19 protein-coding genes are annotated in these 22,561 nt (G+C 63.3%); 9 read left to right on the top strand and 10 right to left on the bottom strand.

What is annotated here, in order from left to right:
- From AACG97_RS05390 to AACG97_RS05350, 9 genes are all read right to left on the bottom strand, one after another.
- Positions 1–858, bottom strand: a complete 858-nt coding sequence (locus AACG97_RS05390) for a carbohydrate ABC transporter permease (RefSeq protein WP_009683406.1) — start codon at positions 856–858, stop codon at positions 1–3.
- Positions 851–1,759, bottom strand: coding sequence for a carbohydrate ABC transporter permease (locus AACG97_RS05385; RefSeq protein WP_009683405.1), 909 nt, complete (start codon positions 1,757–1,759; stop codon positions 851–853). The genes AACG97_RS05390 and AACG97_RS05385 overlap by 8 nt, the downstream gene beginning before the upstream one ends.
- 178 nt (positions 1,760–1,937) lie before the next feature.
- Positions 1,938–3,224: an ABC transporter substrate-binding protein gene (locus AACG97_RS05380; RefSeq protein ID WP_054890320.1), complete on the bottom strand. Its 1,287-nt coding sequence runs from the start codon at positions 3,222–3,224 to the stop codon at positions 1,938–1,940.
- A 106-nt stretch (positions 3,225–3,330) separates the two neighbouring features.
- The gene (locus AACG97_RS05375; protein ID WP_225785869.1) at positions 3,331–4,578 is read right to left on the bottom strand and encodes a D-mannose isomerase; all 1,248 of its coding nucleotides are present in this window, start codon (positions 4,576–4,578) and stop codon (positions 3,331–3,333) included.
- A 157-nt stretch (positions 4,579–4,735) separates the two neighbouring features.
- Positions 4,736–6,190, bottom strand: a complete 1,455-nt coding sequence (locus AACG97_RS05370; protein WP_197886370.1) for an ATP-binding protein — start codon at positions 6,188–6,190, stop codon at positions 4,736–4,738.
- The gene (gene gltR, locus AACG97_RS05365; protein WP_054890322.1) at positions 6,171–6,896 is read right to left on the bottom strand and encodes a two-component system response regulator GltR; all 726 of its coding nucleotides are present in this window, start codon (positions 6,894–6,896) and stop codon (positions 6,171–6,173) included. The genes AACG97_RS05370 and gltR overlap by 20 nt, the downstream gene beginning before the upstream one ends.
- Before the next feature lie 107 nt (positions 6,897–7,003).
- Complete coding sequence (locus AACG97_RS05360; protein ID WP_125855528.1) at positions 7,004–7,963, bottom strand: glucokinase; 960 nt, start codon at positions 7,961–7,963, stop codon at positions 7,004–7,006.
- Positions 7,960–9,786: a phosphogluconate dehydratase gene (gene edd / locus AACG97_RS05355; protein ID WP_009683397.1), complete on the bottom strand. Its 1,827-nt coding sequence runs from the start codon at positions 9,784–9,786 to the stop codon at positions 7,960–7,962. The genes AACG97_RS05360 and edd overlap by 4 nt, the downstream gene beginning before the upstream one ends.
- 71 nt (positions 9,787–9,857) lie before the next feature.
- Positions 9,858–10,052, bottom strand: a complete 195-nt coding sequence (locus AACG97_RS05350; protein ID WP_197886541.1) for a hypothetical protein — start codon at positions 10,050–10,052, stop codon at positions 9,858–9,860.
- Between AACG97_RS05350 and gap the strand changes: the two genes are divergently transcribed.
- The 6 genes from gap to AACG97_RS05320 all read left to right on the top strand — a co-directional run bounded on the left by gap (position 10,051) and on the right by AACG97_RS05320 (position 16,800).
- Positions 10,051–11,052, top strand: a complete 1,002-nt coding sequence (gene gap / locus AACG97_RS05345; protein ID WP_054881597.1) for a type I glyceraldehyde-3-phosphate dehydrogenase — start codon at positions 10,051–10,053, stop codon at positions 11,050–11,052. The genes AACG97_RS05350 and gap overlap by 2 nt on opposite strands.
- A 191-nt stretch (positions 11,053–11,243) precedes the next feature.
- Complete coding sequence (locus tag AACG97_RS05340; RefSeq protein ID WP_009683395.1) at positions 11,244–11,756, top strand: RNA polymerase sigma factor; 513 nt, start codon at positions 11,244–11,246, stop codon at positions 11,754–11,756.
- 90 nt (positions 11,757–11,846) lie between these two features.
- Positions 11,847–12,809 (top strand): FecR family protein, encoded by a 963-nt coding sequence (locus AACG97_RS05335; protein WP_047150079.1) that lies wholly within the window; start codon positions 11,847–11,849, stop codon positions 12,807–12,809.
- 180 nt (positions 12,810–12,989) lie between these two features.
- Entirely contained in the window at positions 12,990–15,578 is a 2,589-nt protein-coding gene (locus AACG97_RS05330; protein WP_054881594.1) for a TonB-dependent receptor, read from the top strand.
- 160 nt (positions 15,579–15,738) lie between these two features.
- Positions 15,739–16,332 (top strand): biliverdin-producing heme oxygenase, encoded by a 594-nt coding sequence (locus AACG97_RS05325; RefSeq protein ID WP_054881593.1) that lies wholly within the window; start codon positions 15,739–15,741, stop codon positions 16,330–16,332.
- A 54-nt stretch (positions 16,333–16,386) separates the two neighbouring features.
- On the top strand, positions 16,387–16,800 hold the full coding sequence (locus tag AACG97_RS05320; protein ID WP_009683390.1) for a YbaN family protein: 414 nt from the start codon (positions 16,387–16,389) through the stop codon (positions 16,798–16,800).
- Here AACG97_RS05320 and arcD (AACG97_RS05315) read toward each other — a convergent pair.
- On the bottom strand, positions 16,780–18,207 hold the full coding sequence (gene arcD / locus AACG97_RS05315; RefSeq protein ID WP_054881592.1) for an arginine-ornithine antiporter: 1,428 nt from the start codon (positions 18,205–18,207) through the stop codon (positions 16,780–16,782). The genes AACG97_RS05320 and arcD (AACG97_RS05315) overlap by 21 nt on opposite strands.
- A 434-nt stretch (positions 18,208–18,641) precedes the next feature.
- Here arcD (AACG97_RS05315) and arcD (AACG97_RS05310) point away from each other — a divergent pair, with 434 nt between their 5' ends.
- The 3 genes from arcD (AACG97_RS05310) (at position 18,642) to AACG97_RS05300 (ending at position 22,434) form a co-directional block, all read left to right on the top strand.
- The gene (arcD, locus tag AACG97_RS05310; protein WP_009683388.1) at positions 18,642–20,069 is read left to right on the top strand and encodes an arginine-ornithine antiporter; all 1,428 of its coding nucleotides are present in this window, start codon (positions 18,642–18,644) and stop codon (positions 20,067–20,069) included.
- 32 nt (positions 20,070–20,101) lie between these two features.
- Positions 20,102–21,355, top strand: coding sequence for an arginine deiminase (gene arcA / locus AACG97_RS05305; RefSeq protein WP_009683387.1), 1,254 nt, complete (start codon positions 20,102–20,104; stop codon positions 21,353–21,355).
- A gap of 68 nt (positions 21,356–21,423) precedes the next feature.
- Entirely contained in the window at positions 21,424–22,434 is a 1,011-nt protein-coding gene (locus AACG97_RS05300) for an ornithine carbamoyltransferase (protein ID WP_197886547.1), read from the top strand.
- The last annotated feature ends 127 nt before the right edge of the window (positions 22,435–22,561 follow it).

The raw sequence follows: 22,561 nt of genomic DNA, 5'->3' as shown, positions 1-22,561 counted from the left end.
TTACCCCTTGACTGCGCCGGCCGTCAGCCCGCGCACGAAATATTTGCCTGCCACCACGTAGACCAGCAGGGTTGGAAGGCCGGCGATCATCGCAGCCGCCATGTCGACGTTGTATTCCTTGGCGCCGGTGCTGGTGTTCACCAGGTTGTTCAGGGCCACGGTGATCGGTTGCGAGTCGCCGCTGGAAAACACCACGCCGAACAGGAAATCGTTCCAGATCTGGGTGAACTGCCAGATCAGGCAGACCATGATGATCGGCGTCGACATCGGCAGGATGATGCGGCGGAAAATGGTGAAGAACCCGGCGCCATCCAGGCGCGCCGCCTTGACCAGCGCATCCGGGATGCTCACGTAGAAGTTGCGGAAGAACAGGGTGGTGAAGGCCAGCCCGTAGACCACGTGCACCAGCACCAGGCCACTGGTGGTGCTGGCCAGGCCGAGCTTGCCGAGGGTGAACGAGGCCGGCAGCAACACTGTCTGGAATGGCAGGAAGCAGCCGAACAACAGCAGCCCGAAGAACAGCTGCGACCCGCGGAAGCGCCACATCGACAGCACATAGCCGTTCAACGCGCCGATGGCAGTGGAGATCAGCACCGCCGGCACGGTGATCATGATCGAGTTCCAGAAGTAACCGCTGACGGTACCCCAGGCCTTGACCCAGCCAATGCCAGTGATCACCGCGGGCCAGCTCAGCAGGTTGCCGGTGCTGATGTCTTCCGGGGTTTTGAAGCTGGTCAGCAGCATCACCACCAGCGGCACCAGGTACAGCAGCACAGCGATCAGCAACACGCCATGGATGGCGATACGGCCAAGGCTCAGTGCCGGTTTTTCGGCAGGGCTATTCGATGCGCTATGCATGGCGTTTGCTCCGCAGCTCCGAGTACAGGTAAGGCACGAGGATCGCCAGAATCGCGCCCAGCATGAGGATGGCGCTGGCCGACCCCATGCCCATCTGGCCGCGGCTGAAGGTGAACGAGTACATGAACATGGCCGGCAGGTCGGATGAGTAACCCGGGCCACCGGCGGTCATCGCCGCCACCAGGTCGAAGCTCTTGATGGCAATGTGCGAAAGAATCATCAGCGCACTGAAAAACACCGGGCGCAGGCTGGGCAGCACCACTGTCCAGTAAATGCGTGGCAGGCTGGCACCGTCGATCTGCGCAGCGCGGATGATGGATTGGTCAACCCCGCGCAGCCCGGCCAGGAACATGGCCATGATGAAGCCCGATGCCTGCCACACGGCGGCGATCACCAGGCAGTACACCACCCGGTCCGGGTCGATCAGCCAGTCCAGCCGGAAGCCCTCCCAGCCCCAGTCGCGCAGCAGCTTGTCCAGGCCCATGCCAGGGTTGAGCAGCCACTTCCAGGCGGTGCCGGTAACGATCATCGACAGGGCCATGGGGTACAGGTAAATGGTCCGGATAAAACCTTCGCGGCGAATGCGCTGGTCCAGCAGTACCGCCAGCAACACGCCAATGGCCAGGCTGATGGCGATGAACAGGCCGCCGAACAGCAGCAGGTTCTTGCTGGCCACCCACCAGCGATCGTTGTCGAACAGCCGGGCATATTGCGCCAGGCCCGCCCACTTGTAGGTGGGCAGGAAGGTCGAGGTGGTGAAGGACAGCACGAACGTCCAGAGGATGTAGCCGTAGAAGCCCACCAGCACAATGAACATGCTTGGTGCCAGCACCAGCTTGGGTAGCCAGCGCTGCAGCGCGTCCAGGGGTGAGGCCCGCAATTGGGCGGTAGTTGTGGTCATGGTTCACCTCAAAGGCGCTGCACTCCGGGTAGGAGCGGCCTTGCGTCGCGATGGGCTGCTGCGCAGCCCTGAGGACTCAAGTTCGACACCTACCTGAAAGATCGAGTGCGCAGGTTTGGGGCTGCTGCGCAGCCCATCGCGACGCAAGGCCGCTCCTACAACGGGACCGCGTCAGCCTTTACTGGGCCGCCTTGATCGCCGCCGCCAGCTTCTTCGCCGCATCGGCCGGGTCGGCCTTGGGGTCGTTGATGTAGTTGGTCACCACATCGAAGAACGCGCCCTGCACGGCCAGCGTGGTGGCCATGTTGTGCGCCATGCTTGGCTGCAGGCCGCCCGTCTTGGCGTCGGCGAGGAAGTCCTTGGCGGAGGTTTGCGCGCAGCTGTCGAAGCCATACTTGCCCATGTTGCCGAGCATGTCGTTACGCACCGGAATCGACCCTTTGTTGATGCTGAAGACCTTCTGGAAGTCCTCGCCCAGCACCTTGCGCGCGATGTCCTGCTGCCCGGCGGATGTTCCGGCGTCGTTCTGCTTGAACACCACCAGCGAGTCGATGTTGTACAGGAAGGCCTCGTCAGTGCCGGGGAATGGGACGCACTGGTAATCCTTGCCGGCGGTTTTCTTCGCCAGGGTCCATTCGCTCTTGGCCCAGTCACCCATGATCTGCATGCCGGCCTTGCCGTTGATGACCTTGGCCGCTTCCAGGTTCCAGTCCTGGCCCTTGCCATCCTGGTCCATGTAGGTGGCCACCTTTTTCAGCTCGGTCAGTGCCTTGACCATTTGCGGGCCAGCCAGGGTGGCGCTGTCGAGGTCGACCAGGGCCTTCTTGTAGCCATCGACGCCCATCACTGCCAGGACCACGTTTTCGAACACGGTGCTGTCCTGCCAAGGCTGGCCGCCATGGGCAAGCGCAATGAAGCCGGCGGCCTTGAGCTTGTCGGCAGCGGCATAGAATTCGTCGAGGGTGCTGGGCGCCTTGTCGATGCCGGCTTTCTTGAAGACTTCGGGGTTGATCCACAGCCAGTTGATACGGTGGATGTTGACCGGCACGGCAACGTAGTCACCGTCGTACTTCACGGTATCGGCGACCTTCTTGTCGAGCAGCGAGTCCCACTTTTCTTCCTTGGCCACGTCCTTGAGCACATCGGCATCGAGCAGGCCGGTGGCCGCCCAGTCCTGGATGTCCGGCCCCTTGATCTGAGCCACACCGGGTGGGTTGCCGGCGACTGCGCGGCTCTTGAGTACGGTCATGGCGGTGGCCCCGCCGCCGCCGGCAACGGCGCCGTCCTTCCAGGTGAAGCCGTCTTTCTCGACTTGCGCCTTGAGCACATCGACCGCTGCTTTTTCACCGCCAGAGGTCCACCAGTGCACCACCTCTACACTGCCTTTGCTTTCGGCGGCGCTGGCGCCCAGCGGCAGTAAGGAGGCGAGCGAGATAGCAGCGGCGAGACAGAGTTTGGAATTCATCGAAGCACCTTTCTTGTTGTTATGCGTGCAAGTCAAACGCTTGCGTTGCATGGAGTCTAAACAGCGTGCCCGCCCCGTCAGGTAACGAAGCGATGCGTGAATGTCATCATTTGGTTACATTGCTGCCCAGGTTGCTGGCCAGGCTGGGCGCCAGCGGCAAGCCTGGCAGCAGCAGCGCCTGATAGGCGTGATAGAGGTCGGGCTTGCCCGGCCAGATGGTCCCGGCCGGCCGGTTGTTGCTATCGAGTTCGTGGTGCCAGCTGCCCGCCACAGGGTCGATGAAGTGGTTGGCGATAAACCCCCAGAGGGTGCGGTACCACTGCTCGTAACGGGCCTCGCCGGTACGCTGCAACAAGGCCGCGGCGGCGGCGCACGCTTCGGCGTGCACCCAGTGCAGGCGCGCATTCACCACCGGGCGGTTGGCCCAGTCCAGGGTGTAGACGAAACCCTCTGCGCCATCGACGTTCCAGGCGTGCTGGCAGGCGGCCTCGAACAGCCCGCTGGCACTTTCTGCCAGCCACTGCGGTGCCGGCAGCCCGGCACGTTGCAGGCTGGCCTCCAGTTGCAGTAGCAAACGCGCCCATTCCAAGGCGTGCCCAGGCGTGGTGCCAAAGGGCCGGAAATGATCGGCGGGGTGGTCGTGGTTGTAGTCCGCCACGGGCTGCCAGTGCACGTCGAAGTGTTCGATCACCCGGTAACCGCTACCGGCGGCATGGGTATGGATGATGCGTTCGGCGATACGCAACGCGCGTTGCAGCCACAGCGTGTTGCCGGTGACATCAGCCAGGGCCAGGAACGCCTCGGTCGCATGCATGTTGCTGTTGGCGCCACGGTACGGCTCGGGCAACTGCCAGGCACGGGAGTAAGCCTCTTGCAGGGCACCTTCGGCTTCGCTCCAGAAATGCCGCTCGATCACCTCGATGGCGTCTGCCAGCAGGCCCCTGGCACCGGCGGCGCCCGCCACCACGGCAGAGCTGGCGGCCAGGGCGACGAAGGCATGCAGGTAGGCGGCCTTGCCGCTGTCCTGCTGGCCATCGGGGTGAGCGAACCAGCCCCCATAGCTGGCATCCTGCATGGCCCCGCGCAGGGCGGCCACGCCGTGCTCGGCGTAGGCCAGGCAGCCTGGAATGCCTTGCAGGTGAGCCAGGGCAAAACAGTGGGTCATGCGCGCCGTGTTCATGGTTTCGGCGCGGGCACCAGCGGCGAGTTGGCCTTTGGCATCCAGGTTGCCGAAGCCGTCCGGGCGTTTCGCGGCTTTGGCAAAGGCCAGCAGCCGCTGGGCCTCGGCCAGGCGCCAGGCCGTATGAGCCGGGGCTTTCAGCCAGCTGGTGGAGGGCAGTAGGTGGGTAATCATGAGCCAGCTTTATCCTTGCCAGTCGTGTGCGAATTCTAGCCAGCGGGGTCGAGGCAGATGTCACGAAGGAGGCTGGGATTGTCACTGGGCAGTGACAATTGAGTGACCTGAGTGCAAACCTTGAAACCCGTGCGGCCCTTGCAGGCAACACGGAAAATCAGTCCATGCCTCGCGGCAGGAACAAGGTTACCCGCAGCCCGCCGTCGCGCAGGTTCAGCAAACTCACCTCGCCGCCGTGGCTATGGGCAATATTGCGTGCAATCCCCAACCCCAGCCCGTAACCCTGTTGCTGGGCGGCCAGGCGGAAGTGTGGCTCGAACACCTGCTCCAGCTGCTGCTGGGGTACCCCCGGCCCTTGGTCATCCACCTGTAGCACAAAGCCCTCGGCGCTGTCGATGATACGCAGTTGCGCCCGTTCGCCGTACTTGATGGCGTTGTCGATCAGGTTGCCGATGCAGCGCCGCAGGGCCAGAGGTTTGCCCGGGTACGGTGCAAGCGCCTTGCCGTACACAGTGACGCGACCATCGGCCAGGTAAGGCTCGGCCAGGATATCCAGCACCTGATTGAGGTCGACGGGCTCGATGTTCTCGTGGATGTCGGTGTCCTTCACGCATTGCAGGGCGCCTTTGACCAGCAGCTCCAGCTCGTCCAGGTCCTGGCTGAACTTGGCTTGCAGGCGCTCGTCTTCCAACAGCTCGACACGCAGGCGCAGGCGGGTTATCGGTGTGCGCAGGTCGTGGGATATGGCGCTGAACAACTGGCTGCGTTCGGTCAGGTAACGGCTGATACGTTCGCGCATGCTGTTGAACGCCCGGCTCACCTCGACCACTTCGCTGCCGCCACCTTCCGCCAGCGGCGCCACATCAGCGCCCAGCGACATTTCCCGCGCGGCCCGGGCCAGGCGTTTGAGTGGCCAGCTTTGCCAGTGCACCAGCAAGCCGATGAACAGCAACAGCAAGGCCGTGGTCAGCACCATGAACCCCACCTGCTGGCGTGGCAGGCGTTCGGCTTCCAGGCCGGTATACGGCTCGGGCAGCAACGAGGCGATGTACAGCCACTCCCCCTCACCCAGGCGGATCTGCGTGACCAGCACCGGTGGCTTGAGGGGCTCGAGCGTCAGCGAGTAATGCGCCCACGAGCGCGGCAGCTCGTCGAGCTTGAGGCCGCTGTTGAAGATACGCAGGTCGTCAGGCCCGACGAATTCGACGGAAATTTCCATCTGCGACCCCAGGCGCTCGTGCAACACCTGCTGGAATACATCGATCACCGCCTGCTTGCGCGCCGTGACGGGCAACGCCTGCATGTCCAGCGGGGTGGCGTTGAGCGATACGAAAAACCGCGTGCCGCCCATGCTGCGCAACTGATCGAGTACCAGCGGCCGGTAGGCCACTGGCAACGACCGGAAGTAACTGACGCTGGCGCTCATCGAATGGGCCAGGCTGCTGGCACTGGCCCGCAACCCCTGCAACTGGCTGGCGCGCAGTTGGGAAACCCAGATGATGCTCGACAACCCCTGGGCCAGCAGCACCACCAGCAGGGTCAGCAGCAGCATGCGCCCCAGCAGTGAGCGGGGCAGCAAGCGCCAGCGCCGCTCAGGGCGCACAGCAGACATGCGCCGCCAACAGGTAACCGCTGCCGCGCACGGTGCGGATCAGCCGGGGAGGTTTATCGGTGTCGCGCAGGCGCTGGCGCAGGCGACTGACCGCCATGTCGACGATACGGTCCAGCGGCATCGGCTCGCGGCCGCGGGTGGCGTTGCCGATGGTGTCGCGGTCGAGGATTTGCTGTGGGTGGTCGAGGAACAGCTTGAGCAGTGCGAAGTCGGCACCGGAGAGAATCACCTCCTCACCATCGCGGTGGAACAGCCGGTGGCTGACCGTGTCCAGGCGCCAGTCATCGAAGGCCAGCACCGCGTTCCCCGGCGCCGCCTGGCCAAACTCGGCGCGGCGCAGCAGGGCCTTTAGCCGCGCCTGCAGCTCGCGCGGGCTGAACGGTTTGCCCAGGTAGTCGTCGGCACCCAGCTCCAGGCCGATGACCCGGTCGGCTTCATCGGAACTGGCAGTGAGCATGATGATTGGCACACGCGCCCGGCGCGGATGCTGCCGAACCCAGCGGCACAGGCTGAAACCATCTTCATCGGGCAACATGACATCGAGAATGACCAGGTCGCAGGGGCTGCTGTCCAGCGCGCGGCGAAAGCCCGCGCCGTCGGCTTCGGCATGCACCTGGAAGCCGGAGCGGCTCAAATAGGTTTGCAGCAGTTCACGGATTTCCTGGTCGTCGTCGACCATCAGGATCGATTTGCCGGCAGTGCTCAAGGTGGTCCTTCCTCTTCTTGGTTACAGGTCTTTGCTGCCTGTTTTTATTGGGGCTGCTTTGCAGCCCATCGCGGGCTTGCCCGCGATGGGCCGCAAAGCGACCCCAGTCAATGGTCCAGCGCTTGCTGCAACGCCACACCCGCCCCCAGCAACCCGGAAAACTCCGCCGTCACCAGCCACACCGGCACACCCGCAAAGTAGCCGCTCATGCAGCCTTTGTCGGCAAAGCTGGCGGCGAACCCGCTGCGCAGGAACAAATCGGCAAACCGCGGGATGACCCCGCCAACGATATAGACCCCACCGCGCGCGCCCAGGGTAAGCACATTGTTCCCGGCCACGCGCCCCAGGAACCGGCAGAACTGCTCGATCACCGCCAGTGCCCGTGGCTCGCCGCCCAGTGCTGCATCGGTGATCTGCGCCGGGGACGTGTGCCGTGGGGTGTCGCCGTCCAGCGCACACAGGGCCTGGTAAAGCCGTACCAGGCCACCCCCGCTGAGTACCGTCTCGGCACTGACATGGCCGATTTGCTGGTGGATCTGCTGGTGGATCGCCGCTTCGCGGGCGTTGCCCACCGGCAGGTCCACATGCCCGCCTTCGCCCGGCAAGGCCTGCCAGTGCTGCCCGCCAAGGCGCAGCAGCGAACCCACGCCAAGGCCGGTGCCCGGGCCGATCACCAGTGCCGGGCGCGTGGGGTCTGCCTGGCCGGGGCACACCTGGCGCACTTCGCCTTCTTGCAGGCGGGTCATGCCCAACGCCATGGCGGTGAAATCATTGATCAACACCAGCCGCTCGACCTGCAAGGTCTTGCAGAACGCCAGGCGGCTCAGGCGCCAGTGGTTGTTGGTGAAGCGAAACTCGTCGCCCTCGACCGGCCCTGCCACCGCCAGGCACACCGCGGCCAGGCCGCCGCGGGCGATGCCCTGGCCATGCAGATAGGCCTCGATAGCCTGCTCCGGGCTGGTGTAGTCCGCGGTAGCGAAGACTTTTACCTCGTGCAACTGGTTGTCACGCCACAACGCAAAACGGGCGTTGGTGCCGCCGATATCGCCAACCAGCAGGTCCTTCATTTAAGGTTCTCCAGGGCAGAGGTGAAGGCACTGGCGCCCTGCTCTGCCGGGCTGAACGCCATGCGCATGAAGCCGAACAGCTCGCGCCCGCACCCCAGGTCATTGCCCTGGGGCGCCGGCGGCAGGTCGCGGCTGGCCAGTTCTTCGGCCGATACCAGTACCCGCAGCGTGCCTTCGACACCATCAACGCGCACCATATCACCATCGCGCACCCGTGCCAGCGGGCCACCGTCATAGGCTTCGGGGCACACGTGGATCGCCGCCGGGATCTTGCCCGAGGCGCCGGACATGCGCCCGTCGGTAACCAGCGCCACCTTGAAGCCGCGGTCTTGCAGCACGCCCAGGAACGGCGTGAGCTTGTGCAGCTCGGGCATGCCATTGCAGCGGGGGCCCTGGAAGCGCACCACGGCCACGAAATCACACTCCAGCTCACCGGCCTTGAATGCATCGGCCAGCGACTGCTGATCGTGGAACACCCGCGCCGGGGCCTCGACCACCTGGTGCTCGGCAGCTACAGCCGAAACCTTCATCACGCCACGCCCCAGGTTGCCCTCCATCACCCGCAGGCCGCCTTCGGCCGAGAACGGCCGCGCGACCGGGCGCAGGATGCTTTCGTCCAGGCTTTGCAGCGGGCCTTCGCGCCATACCAGCTTGCCATCATCGAGGAACGGCTCCTGGGTGTAACGGCGCAGGCCGTGGCCGGCGACGGTGTTGACGTCTTCGTGCAACAGGCCGGCATCGAGCAGCTCGCGGATCAGGAAGGCCATGCCGCCAGCGGCCTGGAAGTGGTTGATGTCAGCCTTGCCGTTGGGGTAGACATGCGACAGGGTGGGCACGACCTCGGAGAGGTCGGCCATGTCCTGCCAGGTCAGCTGTATGCCGGCAGCCTGGGCAATTGCCGGGATATGCAGGGTATGGTTGGTGGAGCCACCCGTGGCGTGCAGGGCAACGATGGAGTTGACCAGCGCCTTCTCGTCGACGATTTCGCCCAGCGGCATGAAGCTGCCACTGGCCTTGGTCATGCGCGTGACCTGTTGCGCGGCCTCGGCGGTGAGCGCATCGCGCAGCGGCGTGTACGGGTTGACGAACGACGCGCCAGGCAGATGCAGGCCCATCACCTCCATCACCAGCTGGTTGGTATTGGCGGTGCCGTAGAAGGTGCAGGTACCCGGGCTGTGGTAGGAATTCATCTCCGACTCCAGCAGCTCCTCGCGGCTGGCCTTGCCTTCGGCATAGCGCTGGCGCACGTCGGCCTTCTGCTTGTTGGAAATGCCGGAAACCATCGGCCCGCCCGGCACGAAAATGGTCGGCAAGTGGCCAAAGCGCAACGCGCCCATCATCAGCCCGGGGACGATCTTGTCGCAAATGCCCAGCATCAGCGCGGCGTCGAACATGTTGTGCGACAGCGCTACCGCGGTGGACATGGCAATCACTTCCCGGCTGGCGATGGCCAGCTCCATGCCCGGCTCACCCTGGGTCACGCCGTCGCACATGGCCGGCACGCCACCGGCGAACTGGCCGACCGAGCCGACCTCGCGCAGGGCCTGCTTGATCTGCTCGGGGAAGTGCAGGTACGGCTGGTGGGCCGACAGCATGTCGTTGTAGGCCGAGACGATGGCCACGTTGGCGGCGTTCATCAGGCGCAGCGTTTGCTTGTCGTCGCTGCCGCAACCGGCCACCCCGTGGGCGAAGTTGGCGCACTGCAGGCTGGCGCGCATGGGCCCGTCACTGGCCGCGCCGCGAATCAGCTGCAGGTAGCGTTCGCGGGTGGCTCGGCTGCGTTCGACCAGCCGCTGGGTGACCTCAAGGATGCGCGGATGCATGTACTGGACTCCAGACTAATTGTAAGGGCGGTTTACCGGGCATTTCCCCTCCAACCGATTGCCGCCTAGGCTCAATACCAGGAGCCCGCTGCATCGGTAGAGGCATCTTGCCCCACCACTCGTTGTATGTTTAAACAAAATACTGCCACTAAAAAGGCTTGTTTTCTATCTGATAGTGAATAATCTTGTAATTCCAACAACAAAACCGTTTCAGTGAAGCTCCTTTGTGCCACAGGTTTCACTCGGACTGCCAGAGGTACTGCCATGACCCTTCGCATCGCCATCAATGGATTCGGCCGCATCGGCCGCAACGTCCTGCGCGCACTGTATACCCAAGGCTACCGCCAGGACCTGCAGGTCGTCGCCATCAACGACCTGGGCGACAGCGCCATGAACGCCCACCTGCTCAAGTACGACAGCGTGCACGGCACCTTCGACGCCACGGTCGAGGCCGACCACGAAAGCCTCACGGTCAATGGTGACCGTATCGCGGTCAGTGCCATTCGCAACCCGGCCGAACTGCCGTGGAAGGCCGAAGCGATCGATGTGGTGTTCGAATGCACCGGGTTGTTTACCGAGCGGGCCAAGGCAGCTGCCCACCTGGCTGCCGGGGCGGGCAAGGTGATTGTCTCGGCGCCGGCCAAAGGGGCTGATGCCACCGTGGTGTACGGGGTCAACCATGACGTGCTGCGGGCTTCGCACCAGGTCATTTCCAACGCCTCGTGCACCACCAACTGCCTGGCACCGATCGCCCAGGTGCTGCACCGCGAGTTCGGCATTGAGCAAGGCCTGATGACGACCATCCACGCCTATACCAACGACCAGGTGCTGACCGACGTTTACCACAGCGACCCGTACCGCGCGCGCTCGGCAACCCAGTCGATGATCCCCAGCAAGACCGGCGCGGCCGAGGCGGTAGGCCTGGTATTGCCGGAACTGGCCGGCAAACTGACCGGTATGGCAGTGCGGGTCCCAGTGATCAACGTGTCGCTGGTGGACCTGACCGTGAACCTCAAGCGCGAGGCCACCGCCGAGCAGGTCAACCAGTTGTTCCTCGAGGCGAGCAAGCATTCCAAGGTCTTGGGCTACAACGCGTTGCCATTGGTTTCCTGCGATTTCAACCACAACCCGCTGTCGTCGATCTTCGATGCCAACCACACCCGCGCCAACGGGCGCATGCTCAAGGTGCTGGCCTGGTATGACAACGAGTGGGGCTTCAGCAACCGCATGCTGGATAACTGCCTGGCGTTGTGCAGGGCCCGGTGAGCCTGACGGGGCACTTTGGGCGCCTGTGAGACCCGGCGCCGCGCGGGCGGCGCTCGGTCTCGAATACACAGAACATCCTCTCCCAGCCACCAGCGGGCTCACAATCTTTACCTTTTCCTAACATTTCCAGACTTGACCTTCCGCATAGATGATAAGCATTATCATTATCTTTTGGTCGGTCAGGTCTTCTCGTGAGTCAGTCCCGGTTCAACGCCGTCTTCCTCCTCCAGCGCCTTTCCCTGCTGCGCACCCTGCAGCGCATGGTCGGCAACCCCAGCACCGCCGAGGACCTGCTGCAGGAAACCTACCTGCGGGTGTCGCGCGCCCTGGGCGAGCGGCCTGTCGAGCACATCGAACCCTTCGTGTTCCAGACGGCCCGCAACCTGGCGCTCGACCACTTGCGCGCCCGCCGGGTGCAGGCCCGCATGCTGGTCGACGACGTGCCCGACGAGGTGCTGCACAGCGTGGCCGCACCGGCCAGCAGCAGCGAGGATGCCGCGCACGCCGAACAACTGCTCAAGCACCTGAGCATCAGCCTGAACCAGCTGAGCGAGCGCCAGCAGCGCATCTTCATTCTCAGCCGCCTGCATGGCGCCACCTACCTGGAAATTGCCCAGCAACTGAATGTTTCGGCCAGTACGGTACAAAAGGAACTGAAGCTGATCATGGCCATCTGCATGGGCGTCGCCGAGCGCCTGAAGTAAACCGGCCGCTGGCCAGCCCCTCAACGTAAAGCCCTTGCCACACCACGCCGTAGCCTTGATCATTTGCAAAAAACCACGCAAGGATTCCCCGTGACCGACAGCCCCGCCCCTCGCCCGTCACCTGCCGGGCCCAATGCCCGTGCGCGTGCCATGGACGAGGCGCTGGAATGGCTGGTACGCCTGCAAGGCGCCGATGCCGACGACACCCTCGCCTTCCAGGCCTGGTTGAGCGCAGCGCCAGAAAACGCCGAAGCCTATGTCGAGGCAGAAGCGCTGTGGAACGGTATGCCGCTGCACCAGGTGGCCACGCAGATGCACCGGCAGCAGCGTCGGTCGTGGCGCGGGCGCCTGCGCAGCCACTGGAAGCCGTTGGCGACGGCAGCCGTGCTGCTGGTTGGGCTGGTGACCTTCGGTAACCTGCCGACACGCCTGCAGGCCGACCACCTGACCGTGGTCGGCGAACGCCAGCGCCTGCAACTGGACGATGGCGCGAAGGTGCTGCTGAATACCAATTCGGCGTTCGCCAGTGACCGCCGCGGCGGCCGCCAGGTCGCGCGCCTGCTGCAGGGTGAAGCCTACTTCCAGGTGCCGCAGAACGCGCCGATGCCGCTGGAAGTCCAGGCCGGGCCATTGCGCGCGCAAGCACGCGATACCGATTTCGCCGTGCGCTACCTCAACGGTGAAGCGCAACTGCGGGTGCAGCGCGGCGATGTCGACCTGCAAGGTGCGCGTGACCAGCGCATACGCCTCAGCGCTGGCGACAGCATCAGTGTGGGCCCCCAGGGCATTGGCCAGCGCCAGCGCCCCGACATGCACAAGGACCTGGCCTGGGTCGATGGCCGCCTGGTGTTCGAAAACTGCCCGCTGAGCCAGGTCCTGGCCGAAGTCCGGCGCTATTACCCCGGCTGGATCATCAACCGCAATACCCAGCTGGATGACGTTGCCGTAACCGGCAACTACCGCCTCGACCAACCGCTGGAAACCCTGCGCGCGCTGGCTCACATCACCTCCGCCCAGTTGCATGAGTACCCGGCGCTGGTCATCCTGAACTGACTGTTTGCCTCCCCTACGGCCACGCCGCCGCGCAGCCCGGCATGCCTGTTCAACGCTTTTGCATTTATTTTTACGCGGTTTTGCGCCCCCATCCGTCTCGTTATAGCCAATGCAACTGATTCTTGTTTAACAAACGAGAACAGACACCTATAACTGTCTGCACGTTTGGGAGCGCTTCCGATGTACACAGGTATTACCCGCTCGTCTTCCCTTCCCCGCCGTACCGGGCAGCTTTCGCTGCTGACCTTGGCATTGCTCGCCAGCGGCGCCTGCAGCCTGCCGGCGCTGGCTGCCGAACCGGCCCGCGCCAGCAGCCCGCGCATGGGCGATTACCGCTTCAGCATCGGCCAGCAACCGCTGGTGTCGGCCATCAACGCCTTCAGCCAGGTCACCGGTTGGCAGGTTGGCTTCAGCGCCGAGTTGGCCGAAGGCGTGGCCTCACCCGGTGTACAGGGTGCTCTGCCGCCAGATGCCGCGCTCAAGCGCCTGTTGCAGGGCACCGGGCTGAGCTTTCGCAAGATCGGCAATGCCAATGTGGTACTCGAACGCCAGGCCGCGAACAATGTGATCGCGCTGCAGCAAGTGACCGTCAGCGCCACCCGCAGTGCCCAGGACGTGAGCCAGGTGCCGAGCACGGTCAGCGTGCAGACCCGAGCGCAACTGGACCGCCAGAACGTCAACAACATCCAGGACCTGGTGCGTTACGAACCGGGTGTGTCGGTGGCCGGCACCGGCCAGCGCAGTGGCCTCAACGGCTACAACATCCGCGGTATCGACGGCGAGCGGATTCTCACCCAGGTCGACGGTGTGGCGATCCCCGACAGTTTCTTCTACGGCCCCTACGCGCAAACCCAACGCAACTATGTCGACCCGGAAATCGTCAAGCGCGTGGAAATCCTGCGCGGCCCGGCCTCGGTGCTGTATGGCAGCAATGCGATCGGCGGCGCGGTCAGCTACTTCACCCTCGACCCCGACGACATCATCAAGCCAGGCAAGGATGTTGGTGCACGCCTGAAAAGCGGTTACAGCTCGGCGGACGAAAGCTGGCTGACCTCGGCCACCGTCGCCGGGCGCCAGGGCGATGTCGACGGCCTGCTGCACCTGAGCCAGCGCAATGGCCACGAGACCGAGACCCAAGGCCACCACAGCGGTGCCGGCCTGGCCCGTACCGAAGCCAACCCGATGGACGTGCGGACCACCAACGTGCTGGCCAAGGCAGGCTGGAACTACGCTGACGACGCCCGCCTGGGCGTTACTTACGAGCGCTACAAGGACGACCGCGACCAGAACATCCTCAGCGCCGCGGGAGGGCCGTTCATACCCGGGTTCGGGGGCATGGGCTACTACAAGGCGCGCAGCGGCAACGACACCATCACCCGCGAACGCTTCGGCATCAACCATGAATTCGGCCTGGACACGCTGTTCGCTGACCAGGTGAAGTGGAGCCTGAACTACCAGGTCGCCAAGACCGACCAGCACACCGATGAAATCTATGCGCCACCTGGCCGCCAGGTACTGCGCACCCGCGACACACGTTACAAGGACCGCCAGTGGGTATTCGATGCCCAGCTGGACAAAGCCTTCAGCATCGGCAGCACCGACCACTTGCTGACCTACGGCACCACCCTCAAGCACGAGAAAATCACCGGGTCGCGCAGTGGCACGGGCACCTGCCTGGCCGTAGGCTCGGGTTGCGCTGCCGCCGGCGCGCCGCGCCCGGCCGACGGCCAGGTGCTGGTCAGTGATTTCCCGGACCCGACCGTGAACACCTACAGCCTGTTCGTGCAGGATGAAATCCGCTGGAACCGCTGGACCTTCCTGCCAGGCGCCCGTTACGACTACACGCGCATGCAGCCCAAGTTCACCGAGGCGTTCCTGCGTGGCCTGGAGTCCACCGCCACCGCGCCCACCTCCCAGGACGACTCGGACAAGACGTGGCACCGCGTCTCGCCCAAGTTCGGCCTGACCTACGCCTTCGATGACCACTACACCTGGTACGGCCAGTACGCTGAGGGCTTCCGCACGCCGACCGCCAAGTCCATGTACGGGAAATTCGTCAACCTAGACCAAGGCTACCGGGTAGAAGGCAACCCAGGGCTGGAGCCTGAAAAGAGCAAGGGCTACGAAACCGGCCTGCGCGGCAACTTCGACGCCGGTAACTTCGACGTGGCGGTGTTCTACAACAAGTACCGCGACTTCATCGACGAAGACGCCGTGCAGAGCGCCAACCTGGAACAGACCTTCCAGGCCAACAACATCAAGCACGCCACCATCAAGGGCGCCGAGGTCAAGGGCCGCCTCAACCTTGACCACTTCGGAGCGCCACAAGGCCTGTATACCCAGGGCTCGATTGCCTATACCTATGGCCGTAACGATGACACCGGCGAACCGCTGAACACGGTCAACCCGCTCAAAGGCGTGTTCGGCCTGGGTTACGAGCAACACAACTATGGTGGCTTGCTGAGCTGGACGCTGGTCAAGCGCAAGACCCGGGTCGACGACAGCACCTTCTACTCGCCAGACGGTTCGAGCACGAAGTTCCGCACGCCAGGCTATGGCGTGCTGGACCTGACCGGTTTCTACAAGGTGACCGACGACGTCACCATCAACGCCGGGCTGTACAACCTGACCGACAAGAAATACTGGCAGTGGGACTCGGTACGCAGCTATGACGGCCAGGGTGAAGCGGCTGTGACCCAGCCGGCCAACATCGACCGTTTGAGCATGCCGGGGCGCAACTTCGGCATCAATGTGGTGTGGGATATCTGAAGGTACCAGGTTTGCAGCGCCTGTGGGATCAGGCGCCGCCCGCGCGGCGCCTGATCCCACAGGCAACGCAATGACCCGTCGGTAGATACCCGGTTTTTTTACTGTTCCGCCCCCGCTGCTTCGTCTTGTCTCTAGACGCCCTCTTTCCAAGGACTGCCCCATGACCGACCGCCCAGCCTTGCGCTCCCAGCGCCTGAACCAGATCACCCACGCCCCGCACGCCGAACTGGATGCCCTGGTCAAATCCCACGCCCCATTCGACAGCCGCGAAAGTTTCGCCCGCTTCGTGGTCGCCCAGTACCTGTTCCAATCCGAGCTGCAGGCCCTGTACAACGACCCGCAACTGATTGCCATCGTCCCCGACCTGGCCGCGCGCTGCCGGGCCGACCAAGCCCGCCTCGACCTCGCCGACCTCGACACCCAGGTGCCGGCCGCGGTGCCGGGTGCCTTGGCCAATCCGAGCCTGGGCGAGGCAATGGGCTGGATCTTCGTCTCCGAAGGCTCCAAACTGGGCGCTGCGTTTCTGATCAAACGGGCCGCAGCGCTAGGCCTGTCCGACAGCTTCGGCGCCCGGCACCTGGGCGAGCCGGCCGGTGGCCGTGCTGAAGGCTGGAAGCAGTTCACCCGCATCCTGGATGCCCTGGACCTGTCGGCCGAAGAAGACGCGGCTGCCGAGCGCGGCGCAGTAGCGGCATTCGAGCGCTTCACCGAGCTGCTCAAGCATGCCTATGCTGCAGATGCTGCGCTGGTTTGATACGCCTTAGCCGGCCACCCTTCCGGTGGCCGCACCGTTTTTTGCAGTGAGACCATGACCCGACCCGCCCGCTCGAAACTCGCCCGCCTGCTGTATGGAATACTGGCTTACGTGAGCCTGGGGGTGGGCCTGGTCGCGATCGTCATTCCCGGCCTGCCAACCACCGAATTCATCCTGCTGGCAGCGTGGGCTGCAACGCGCAGTTCGCCACGGTTGTCGGCCTGGCTGGAAAACCACCGCCTGTTCGGGCCGATTCTGTACAACTGGCGCAACGGCAAGGTGATCCAGCGCCGCGCCAAGGTCAGCGCTACCCTCAGCATGCTGCTCTGTGCAGGCCTGATGCTGACCTTTCTCGAACACCACTGGCCGGTATTCCTCGCCATCGCCGGCATGACCCTGGGCAACCTGTGGATCTGGTCACGCCCGGAGCACGCCTGCGCAGCCCCATCACAAGCTCAGCAACCCTGAATACAGGGCGTAGGCGGCCAGCGCCGCGCCTGCCAGCACGGCCGCGAAAATCAGCTTTTCCCACGTGGTGAACAGGGTTTGCCGCTGCTCATGCTTGGCCCTGGCGAACAGGATCACGCCCGGGGCATACAGCAACGCCGACAACAGCAGGTACTTGAGCCCGCCGGCATACAGCAGCCAGATGGCGTAGAGCAAGGCAACCAGCGCCACCAGCACGTCTTTGCGCCGCAACCGTGGCTGCGCGGCGTAGCTCTCGCCACGCACCGCCAGCAGCAGCGCATAGGCCGCCGACCACAGGTAAGGCACCAGGATCATCGACGACGCCAGGTAGATCAGGCTGGTGTAAGTGCCGGCCGAGAACAACGTGATCAGCAGGAAACCCTGGATCATGCAGTTGGTGAGCCACAGGGCATTGGCCGGTACATGGTTGGCGTTTTCCTTGGCCAGGAAGCGCGGCATGGTCTTGTCACGAGCGGTGGCGTAAAGAATCTCGGCACACAACAATGCCCAGGAAAGCAACGCCCCCAGCAGCGAAACCGCCAGGCCGATACTGATCAGCAATGCGCCCCAAGGGCCGACGATATGCTCCAGCACCGACGCCAGCGAAGGGTTCTGCAAACCGGCAAGCTCCGGCTGGGTCATCACCCCGAGGGACAGCACGTTGACCAGCACCAGTAGCGCCAGCACACCGAGAAAGCCGATGACCGTGGCCTTGCCCACATCGGAGCGGCGCTGGGCCCGCCCGGAGTAGACGCTGGCGCCCTCGATGCCGATGAACACGAATACGGTCACCAGCATCATGTTGCGCACCTGCTCCAGCACACCTCCGAACTGAGGGTTGCTCAACCCCCAGATATCCCGGGTGAAGATATCGGCGCGGAAGGCGAATGCGGCAATCACCACGAAAATCAGGATGGGCACCACTTTGGCCACGGTGGTCACCTGGTTGATGAACGCCGCCTCCTTGATGCCGCGCAAGACCAGAAAGTGCACCGCCCACAGCAGGACTGAGGCACAACCGATGGCGACAGGCGTATTGCCCTCGCCAAATACAGGGAAGTAGAAACCCAGGGTGCTGAACAGCAATACGAAGTAACCGACGTTGCCCAGCCAGGCGCTGATCCAGTAGCCCCAGGCCGATGAGAAGCCCATGTAGTCGCCAAAACCGGCTTTGGCGTAGGCATATACTCCCGAGTCCAGTTCCGGCTTGCGGTTGGCCAGGGTCTGGAACACGAAGGCCAGGGCCAGCATGCCCACCGCAGTGATGGTCCAGCCGATCAGCACCGCCCCTACATCGGCACGCGCCGCCATGTTCTGCGGCAACGAGAATATCCCGCCGCCAATCATCGAGCCGACCACCAACGCGATCAGCGCGCCCAAGCGTAGCTTCTGACCCGGTTCGCTCATGTATCCCCCGTTTTTTCGCCAATGTCATACGAATGCAACAGCGTTTGCGGCCATATAGAAACGCTTGCTTATAGTGAACCCATTCACAAAAAGACGCGCGGTAATAACAGTTTTATCTATAAATAGATTCTGTAAAAACTAGCAGCTAGATAGTCACTGGAAAAGAAAGTGATAAAACTTGAAATATGCGTAAAAAAGTGGCGAAAGCCGCGAAAGCGGCTAGCGTCAAGCATCGCAGGCTGAACAGAGCGTTTGCTCTAGAATGACATGGAGGTGCCAGCGCGCAAGGCCTGCAGCTTGAGATGTCGGCACACTCCAGGAGCACCGTGAAGGTTTTTTCCTACTTCACGGCACCATGACCTGACCCACGTCAGCGAATGGCTGAGACGGCGGATTTATGCTGTCGTCAACTTTCTCCTGGCAGGAGTTGTTAAATGTCTGATTCATCCGGAAAATTGAAACTCGGTGCATTAGTTGCACTCGTGGTCGGCTCGATGATTGGCGGCGGCATATTCTCGCTGCCGCAGAACATGGCGGCCAGCGCAGGGGTTGGCGCGGTACTGATCGGCTGGGCCATCACTGCCGTGGGCATGCTGACCCTGGCCTTCGTGTTCCAGACCCTGGCCAACCGCAAACCAGACCTCGATGGCGGGGTGTATGCCTACGCCAAGGCCGGCTTTGGCGACTACATGGGCTTTTCTTCGGCCTGGGGCTACTGGATCAGTGCCTGGCTGGGCAACGTCGGCTACTTCGTGCTGCTGTTCAGCACCCTGGGCTACTTCTTCCCGGTCTTTGGCGAGGGCAACACGCCAGCCGCCATCATCGGCGCCTCGCTACTGCTATGGGCCGTGCATTTCCTGGTCTTGCGCGGCATCAAGGAAGCGGCGTTCATCAACCTGGTGACCACCGTGGCCAAGGTGGTGCCGCTGGTGCTGTTCGCCCTGATCTGCCTGTTCGCCTTCAAGCTGGACATCTTCACCGCCGACATCTGGGGCCGGGGCACGCCCGAACTGGGCAGTGTGATGAACCAGGTCCGCAACATGATGCTGGTCACCGTATGGGTGTTCATCGGTATCGAGGGTGCGAGCATCTTCTCGTCACGCGCCGAAAAGCGCGCCGACGTGGGCAAGGCCACGGTCATCGGCTTCGTGACCGTGCTGTTGTTCCTGGTACTGGTCAATGTGCTGTCGCTGGGCATCATGACCCAACCGGAACTGGCCAAGCTGCAGAACCCGTCGATGGCCGCCGTGCTGGAGCATGTGGTCGGCCACTGGGGGGCGGTACTGATCAGTGTCGGCCTGATCATCTCGTTGCTGGGGGCCTTGCTGTCGTGGGTGCTGCTGTGCGCCGAAATCATGTTCGCCGCCGCCAAGGACCACACCATGCCGGCATTCCTGCGCCGCGAGAACGCCAACCAGGTACCTGCCAATGCGCTGTGGCTGACCAACGCCATGGTGCAGGTCTTCCTGGTGATCACGCTGTTTTCCAGCAGCACCTACCTGTCGCTGATCTACCTCGCCACCTCGATGATTCTGGTGCCCTACCTGTGGTCGGCGGCCTACGCCTTCCTGCTGGCGCTGCGCAGCGAAACCTATGAGCAGGCCCTGGCCGAACGCAAGAAAGACTTGATCATCGGCGCTATCGCCCTGCTGTACGCCATCTGGCTGCTGTACGCCGGCGGTGTGAAATACCTGCTGCTGTCGGCATTGCTGTACGCCCCTGGCGCGATCCTGTTCGCCAAGGCCAAGCGTGAAGTGGGCCAACCCATCTTCACCAACGTGGAAAAACTGATCTTCGCCGCCGTGGTGATCGGCGCCCTGGTGGCAGCCTATGGCCTGTACGACGGCTTCCTGACCCTTTGACCACGCTTTCGTCCCATTGGAGGAATGAAACCATGTCCGCTGAAAAACAGAAGTACGGTGTGCACTCCGAGGCCGGCAAGCTGCGCAAAGTCATGGTGTGCGCACCGGGCCTGGCGCACAAGCGCCTGACGCCGAGCAACTGTGACGAACTGCTGTTCGACGATGTGATCTGGGTCGACCAGGCCAAGCGTGACCACTTCGACTTTGTCACCAAGATGCGTGAGCGTGGCGTGGATGTGCTGGAAATGCACAACCTGCTGACCGACATCGTGCAGCAACCTGAAGCGCTGAAGTGGATTCTGGACCGCAAGATCACCGCCGATACCGTCGGCGTGGGCCTGACCAATGAAGTGCGCAGCTGGCTGGAAGGTCTCGAACCGCGCCACTTGGCCGAATTCCTGATCGGCGGCGTGGCCGGCCAGGACCTGCCGCAGAGCGAAGGCGCCGAAGTGGTCAAGATGTACAACGACTACCTGGGGCACTCCAGCTTCATCCTGCCACCTTTGCCCAACACCCAGTTCACCCGTGACACCACCTGCTGGATCTACGGCGGCGTCACGTTGAACCCGATGTACTGGCCAGCACGGCGCCAGGAAACGCTACTCACCACTGCCATCTACAAATTCCACCCGGCGTTCACCAGCGCCGACTTCCAGGTGTGGTATGGCGACCCGGACAAGGACCACGGCAACGCCACGCTCGAGGGTGGCGACGTGATGCCGATCGGTAATGGCGTGGTGCTGATCGGCATGGGCGAGCGCACCTCGCGCCAGGCCATCGGTCAGCTGGCCCAGAGCCTGTTCGCCCACGGTGCGGTCAGGGAAGTGGTGGTCGCCGGCCTGCCCAAGTCGCGCGCCGCCATGCACCTGGACACCGTGTTCAGTTTCTGCGACCGCGACCTGGTCACGGTCTTCCCGGAAGTGGTCAAGGAAATCGTGCCGTTCATCATTCGCCCGGACGAAAGCAAGCCGTACGGCATGGACGTGCGCCGCGTGAACAAGTCGTTCATCGACGTGGTCGGCGAACAGCTCGGGGTCAAGCTGCGGGTGGTCGAAACCGGCGGCAACAGCTTCGCCGCCGAACGCGAACAGTGGGATGACGGCAACAACGTGGTGGCCCTCGAACCAGGCGTGGTCATCGGCTACGACCGTAATACCTACACCAACACCCTGCTGCGCAAGGCTGGCATCGAGGTCATCACCATCAGCGCCGGCGAACTGGGCCGGGGCCGGGGCGGCGGCCACTGCATGACCTGCCCGATCATTCGTGACCCCATCGATTACTAACGCCCATTACCCCGGCCGCGCTTACCCAGCGGCGGCCGGTGCGTTCACCCTACCCAAGGAGAAAAGTCATGGCGTTCAACATTCACAACCGCAACCTGCTGAGCCTGGAACACCACACCACGCGCGAGTTGCGCTACCTGCTGGACCTGTCCCGCGACCTCAAGCGCGCCAAGTACACCGGCACCGAACAGCAACACCTGAAGGGCAACAACATTGCCCTGATCTTCGAAAAAACCTCCACCCGCACCCGCTGCGCCTTCGAAGTGGCGGCCTACGACCAGGGTGCCAATGTCACCTATATCGACCCCAACTCATCGCAGATCGGCCACAAGGAAAGCATGAAGGACACCGCCCGCGTACTCGGGCGCATGTACGACGCCATCGAATACCGTGGCTTCAAGCAGGAAATCGTCGAAGAGCTGGCCAAGTTCGCCGGGGTGCCGGTGTTCAACGGCCTGACCGACGAGTATCACCCTACCCAGATGATCGCCGACGTGCTGACCATGCGCGAGCACAGCGACAAGCCGTTGCACGACATCAGCTACGCCTACCTGGGCGATGCGCGCAACAACATGGGCAACTCGCTGCTGCTGATCGGCGCCAAACTCGGCATGGACGTGCGCATCGCCGCGCCCAAGGCGCTGTGGCCACATGAGGACCTGGTTGAGCGCTGCAAGCAGTACGCAGAAGAAAGTGGCGCGCGTATCACCCTGACCGAAGACCCGCTGGCCGCGGTCAAGGGCGTGGACTTCGTGCACACCGACGTGTGGGTATCGATGGGTGAACCGATCGAGGCCTGGGGCGAGCGTATCAAGCTGCTCAAGCCTTACCAGGTGAATGCGCAACTGATGAAGGCCACTGGCAAACCCCGCACCAAGTTCATGCATTGCCTGCCGGCGTTCCACAACTCCGAAACCAAGGTGGGCAAGCAGATTGCCGAACAGTACCCGGACTTGGCCAACGGCATCGAAGTGACCGACGACGTATTCGAGTCGCCCGCTTGCATTGCCTTCGAGCAGGCGGAAAACCGCATGCATACGATCAAGGCGATCCTGGTTTCGACCCTGGCTGACCTCTGAAAGCGGCAAGCGGCAAGCTGAAAGCTGAAAGCAGCTGATCACACCGGCCTGCTTCTGCTTACGACTTGCAACTTGCAACTTGCCGCTTGCAGCTTGCAGCCCCAAGCCCACCTCAAAAGGACATTCC

The organism is Pseudomonas sp. Nvir (genome assembly GCF_963778085.1).
Classification (GTDB): Bacteria; Pseudomonadota; Gammaproteobacteria; order Pseudomonadales; family Pseudomonadaceae; genus Aquipseudomonas; species Aquipseudomonas juntendi.
This window is presented reverse-complemented; position numbering and strand designations above follow the sequence as displayed.